The organism is Streptomyces bobili, assembly GCF_002154575.1.
In the GTDB taxonomy this organism is placed as follows: Bacteria; Actinomycetota; Actinomycetes; order Streptomycetales; family Streptomycetaceae; genus Streptomyces; species Streptomyces bobili.
On the sequence record NZ_MUBA01000914.1, the window covers coordinates 1 to 692 of the forward strand.

General features: G+C 73.0%; 1 protein-coding gene. It reads left to right on the forward strand.

What is annotated here, in order from left to right:
• Positions 1–661 (forward strand): RICIN domain-containing protein (locus BZL64_RS38665; protein ID WP_208639620.1); only part of this gene is annotated, 661 nt, incomplete at its 5' end.
• Positions 662–692 lie beyond the last annotated feature (31 nt).

Below are 692 nucleotides of genomic sequence, written 5' to 3' on the forward strand. Positions count from 1 at the left end.
CTACAAGCCGGCCGTCAGCAGCGGTGCCACCGAGAAGCTCGCGGAAGCCGGTTCCACGGCGTTGCCCAGCCCCGTCGAGTCGGCGCCGTCCGCGCCGAAGGCCGACGCCTCGGCCGCGCCCCTGCCCAGCCCCGAGGCCCCCTCGGCCCCGGCGGAGAAGGAGGAGACCGGCGGCTCCGGGTCCACCGGCTCGTCCGGATCCGACGGCGGCGGTGGTGGGGGCACGACCGGTGGCGGTACGGAGCCCGAGGCCGACCCGGAGCCGGTGCCGGGGCAGCTGATCATCGGGCAGGCCTCCGACCGGTGTGTCGACGTCACCGACTCGCAGGACGGCAAGGGCCGCGACGGCACCCCGCTCCAGATCTACGACTGCTCCGGGACCGCCAACCAGAAGTGGGTCTTCAACGGCGACGGCACGGTCCGCTCGCTCGGCATGTGCATGGACGTCGCCTGGGGTTCGCGGGAGGACGGGGCGGTCATCCAGCTGGCCCGGTGCAGCGGCAACCCCGCCCAGCAGTTCGTCATGAGCACCGCCGGTGACCTGGTCAATCCGCAGGCCGACAAGTGTGTCGACGTCAAGGACGGCGGCACCGGCAACGAGTCCAAGCTCCAGCTGTGGACCTGCTCGGGCACCCCGAACCAGAAGTGGCGGGTGAAGTAGCCCGCCCCTGGCCCCGTTCGGCCTCGGCCCG